This is a genomic window from Thermodesulfovibrio sp. 1176 (genome assembly GCF_029946585.1).
GTDB lineage: Bacteria > Nitrospirota > Thermodesulfovibrionia > Thermodesulfovibrionales > Thermodesulfovibrionaceae > Thermodesulfovibrio.
In genome coordinates this window covers 1-3696 of record NZ_JARZRZ010000012.1, presented here as the reverse complement: position 1 = coordinate 3696, position 3696 = coordinate 1, and the positions used below count along the sequence as shown (strand labels likewise).

The window sequence follows — 3696 nt, the reverse complement described above, 5'->3', positions numbered from 1 at the left end:
GTCACATTTCTTGTTGCCTGAATTTCTATAATTGGAATTGTCTGTTGAGCAAGGTCAAGATAAAACTTCTGTATGTTCTGAGCTGCCTGCTGTATTCCTGCACCAACTGCTGCCTGTGCCATTTTGCCCGTATCAAGCGTAGATATTGTTCCTGAGCCTGTTATGTTGTATGTGTATGCCTGAGTGCCTGCCACCTGACCAAGTCCACCGAAGAATCCTGCAATTAGAGATCTCACTATGTGAGCTCCCATTTTTGATACCACCCTTCCACGAAGTCCGATTTTACCATCACTATCCACTACAAAGCCTTTTATTTTCTGGTCTATCACTGCATTGCCCTTTCTATCTATACAACTGAGTGACACCAGTCTTAGATGTGCCCGTTCGTCCGCCAGGTTGCCCAGTCCTTCCGCTATCACGAAGCATCCCTTGAGGTTTGCTTTCACCTGATTTGGAAGCACCGCCGGAGCTTTCACTCTGAACAGTGCCGGCATTGGATTGCCCTCCCCCTTTGCTACCGCTGGTGCATCCAAGCCTGAAAGAAGGGTCGCCTCCATAAAAGAAGTTGGTAAATAGTACTTTTTTTTTGCAGATTGATCCTTTGCATTTTCCTGTTTTGCCTGCACCTGTTGACTTACCATACCTATTCCACCTATTACTTCAGGTTTTTCCTGCACAGGTGCAGGAGGATAAAATACCCCTGGTTGTGCCTGTGGCATAGGCATCTGTCCTGCAGGCACAGGTGGTGGAGGAGTTACCTGTGGCATTTGTGCTTTAGTTAATTTTTGCTTCTCTTCTTGTTCTTTTTTGGCTTTTTCTTCCTCTGCTTTACGTTTAGCCTCTTCTTCTGCCTTCTGCTTTTCTTCCTGCATGAGCCTTACCTGTTCTTCAAGTTCTTTCAGTTTTTTCTGGCTTTCTGCATACTGAGTCTTCTGTAACACCCCTGGGTCAATCTTTATCTCTTCCTGTTTTGTCACTTCTTTCTGCTGTTGAGGTCTTTCACCACTTTTTGACCAGTAGTATCCTATAACAGAGATCACCACAATACCTAATGCAAGTAATCCTATTACTACCTTTCTTTTCTGCTCAGGTGGTAATGCATTAAAAGCATTTTTAATTGACTCTATTATTCGTTGAAACATTTGGTTTGACTGTTTTTTCTTTTCTTCTGTCATTTTTACCCCCTTGTTTTCTCTATAATCAGTAAAATTGCTTTGTCTCCCTGATTTAATTTGAGTTTATCAAGACTAATTGCAAGTGGATTCTGAGTAATTTCTTTTTTAAGAAAATCTTTTTCTCTTATCTCAATTCCCTGTTTCTTACTTGTTATATGAAATACCCTTACAGTAAACCCTTCTCCCTCTATTACATAATCACCTTTTTCTCTAACTTCCACATCCTGATATATTTTGTATTCTTTTTCTACCGAATTGTATGTAGCCTCTGGCGGAATTTTGCCTGACATAAAATCTTTTACATAGTTAATTATTTTTCTTTCATAAGGCATCGTTACATTCTTTTCAAGAACTTCTTTAATCTTCTGTTCTTTATCTTCAAGATAAACATTTACTGAAGGAATTCTTTCAGGCATAGCAATTATGTTATATACTTTATCTCCACAAACAACATACATATCTGCAGGAATGGTTGAATAAGTTTCTTTACCCCCAAGTTTTTTTACAAGAAATTTTACGAAAGCATTTTTACCACTTATTTTCACCTGCACTCCCTTTTCTTCTGAGTAAACTACATCTTTTATATCAACAGAGCAAACTATTCTGTTTACATCCGAAGAAGACATTTTTACCATTGTTGTTTTTTCAGGACTTACTATGTAACTGTTTCCTGCAAGAGTATCATGCCTTGATTCAAAAGTAAACTGCTCTGAAGCAAGAGAATCTCCTGATATAAGTTTTTCTGCCGATACGCTACTGATTACAGGTTGTCCTGATGCTTTTTCAGGTGTTGCTACAGATTGAGGCATAGGAACATTCTGAGGCAAGGAAGGAATAACCGCCTGTGGTGCCTGTTGAGGCATTGCAGGTATTTGATTTGTCTTCAGGTTTCCCATCTGTGCCACAGGAGCATTAACTGCCAAGCCCTGTGGAATTTTTACCTCTTTCTGAACAGGGCATACCGCAGAGAACCCCTGCACTCCCTGGCAACCTGTGGAAAGTTCCTTTGTTACAGGAGCAAGAAGAGATTTGTGAACCCACCCTGTTGTATCTGTTTTCTGACTTTTTATCTTTATCCAGTTACCCTGCTGCTCAATTTCTTGCAAAACAACTCCCTGTTTTAAATATGAAACTACTTCAGAGTTTGCAGTTGCCTCTTTTCTTACAGTTGCATTACCTGTTGTCTGCCACAAATCACCCTCTTTAGCAAAAACAGTTGTTATTAAAAACCCACTAATAAGCATTCCTGCAATTAGTCTTTTTACACTCCTTTTTAGCATTTATTACTCCCCCTGTTTGTATTCTTTAAATTCTATTACGCTAAACATTCCATCATTAATTTTGTATTTAATGATATATTGCTTTGACTCATTGGTTATAAACTGCTTGTCCTGTGTCCATTGGTTAAGGAGTCCTGTTAGTATCATATTGCCTTCTTTTTTATTTACCTTTATCTGCGTAATGTAAAAAGCAGATGATACCTGTCCTGTCTCTATTTTGTCTGCAAGAGTATAGAATGCATCTTTATAGGAAGGAAAGGTTGAAGGAGATACTAATTTTAAAAAGTCATTAAATTGAGCCCTTGCAACAGTAGGGTTGTAATTTAAAACAAGAGCAGACACATATCTTGCCATTGCCTTGAGATATTCCTCAGAAGCATCAGAGCCAGATACATATGCCTGAGTACTTATTGATGGTGGAACAAGAATTGTTCTCTGATTTTTTATCATTGTATAGGTAACAAAGCTGTTTATAATCAAAAGAGCCACAAGAATAACAACAGTAAATTTAAGTAGTTTTGCACCATAAAGATAATTTGCTTTCTCTTCAAAGTATTTTTTTATTTCCACCTGTTACCCCCTTTTCTATAATATTCAACTATATATTTGATAACCTCACCGAGGTTCTTAATTTCCATATTTTCGTTTATTAATAGCTTTGCTTTAATCTTTTTTATTTCTTTATATATTTCCTCAGTAACCATTATGCTATGTCTTTTTTGCATACTTTCTCCTTTTTGCATTCATAGAATTCAAAAAATATATTACTCATTAAATTTCTGCTCAAAGTAAGAAGGTGCACCTTTAAACTGAATAATTCCCAATCTGTATAGAAAATGCTTCAAAAATCCTCTTGGATATTTTTTCTTGCCCTTAAAGTAAAAGTAAGGTAAAACCAATAATAAAACCCAGAAAATATAACCAAATATTAAGGCAAAGAAGAATAGTGTTATAACCAGTGCAAACTCATCTGCATCCATAAACAACACCTGATGTGGTTTGTGTAAATATTGCGGAACTCTAAATCTCATATTTCACTCCTCTATATATAGGGTACATGGATGTATCAAAAAATGGATTTTAGGGCAGAGAAATTTCTCTGCCCTAAAAAAACTAAAAAAGCAACCCTAAAGATGTTGTAATAGCATCTGCTTTTAAAATAGCTGCTCCACCAAGCACACATGGAACTGCTGACATAACTCTGCCGCCTATTGCGTTTACTGCACCAAGCACTATAGCAG

The 3696-nt window shown here is 37.3% G+C and carries 5 protein-coding genes; all 5 read right to left on the bottom strand.

The features are described 5' to 3' along the window. Positions 1-1175, bottom strand: a 1175-nt coding sequence (locus tag QI155_RS10910; protein WP_281321668.1) for a TraB/VirB10 family protein, incomplete at its 3' end; no start/stop codon positions are given. A gap of 2 nt (positions 1176-1177) precedes the next feature. After that, positions 1178-2455, bottom strand: a complete 1278-nt coding sequence (locus tag QI155_RS10905) for a type-F conjugative transfer system secretin TraK (protein ID WP_281321667.1) — start codon at positions 2453-2455, stop codon at positions 1178-1180. A gap of 3 nt (positions 2456-2458) precedes the next feature. Beyond that, positions 2459-3025, bottom strand: a complete 567-nt coding sequence (locus QI155_RS10900; protein ID WP_281321666.1) for a type IV conjugative transfer system protein TraE — start codon at positions 3023-3025, stop codon at positions 2459-2461. After that, on the bottom strand, positions 3016-3180 hold the full coding sequence (locus tag QI155_RS10895) for a hypothetical protein (RefSeq protein ID WP_281321665.1): 165 nt from the start codon (positions 3178-3180) through the stop codon (positions 3016-3018). Before QI155_RS10895 ends, QI155_RS10900 begins: the two co-directional genes overlap by 10 nt. A gap of 39 nt (positions 3181-3219) precedes the next feature. Continuing rightward, positions 3220-3486 carry a type IV conjugative transfer system protein TraL gene (gene traL / locus QI155_RS10890; protein WP_281321664.1) on the bottom strand — a complete coding sequence of 89 codons (267 nt, stop codon included), beginning with the start codon at positions 3484-3486 and terminating at the stop codon, positions 3220-3222. Between the last annotated feature and the right edge of the window lie 210 nt (positions 3487-3696).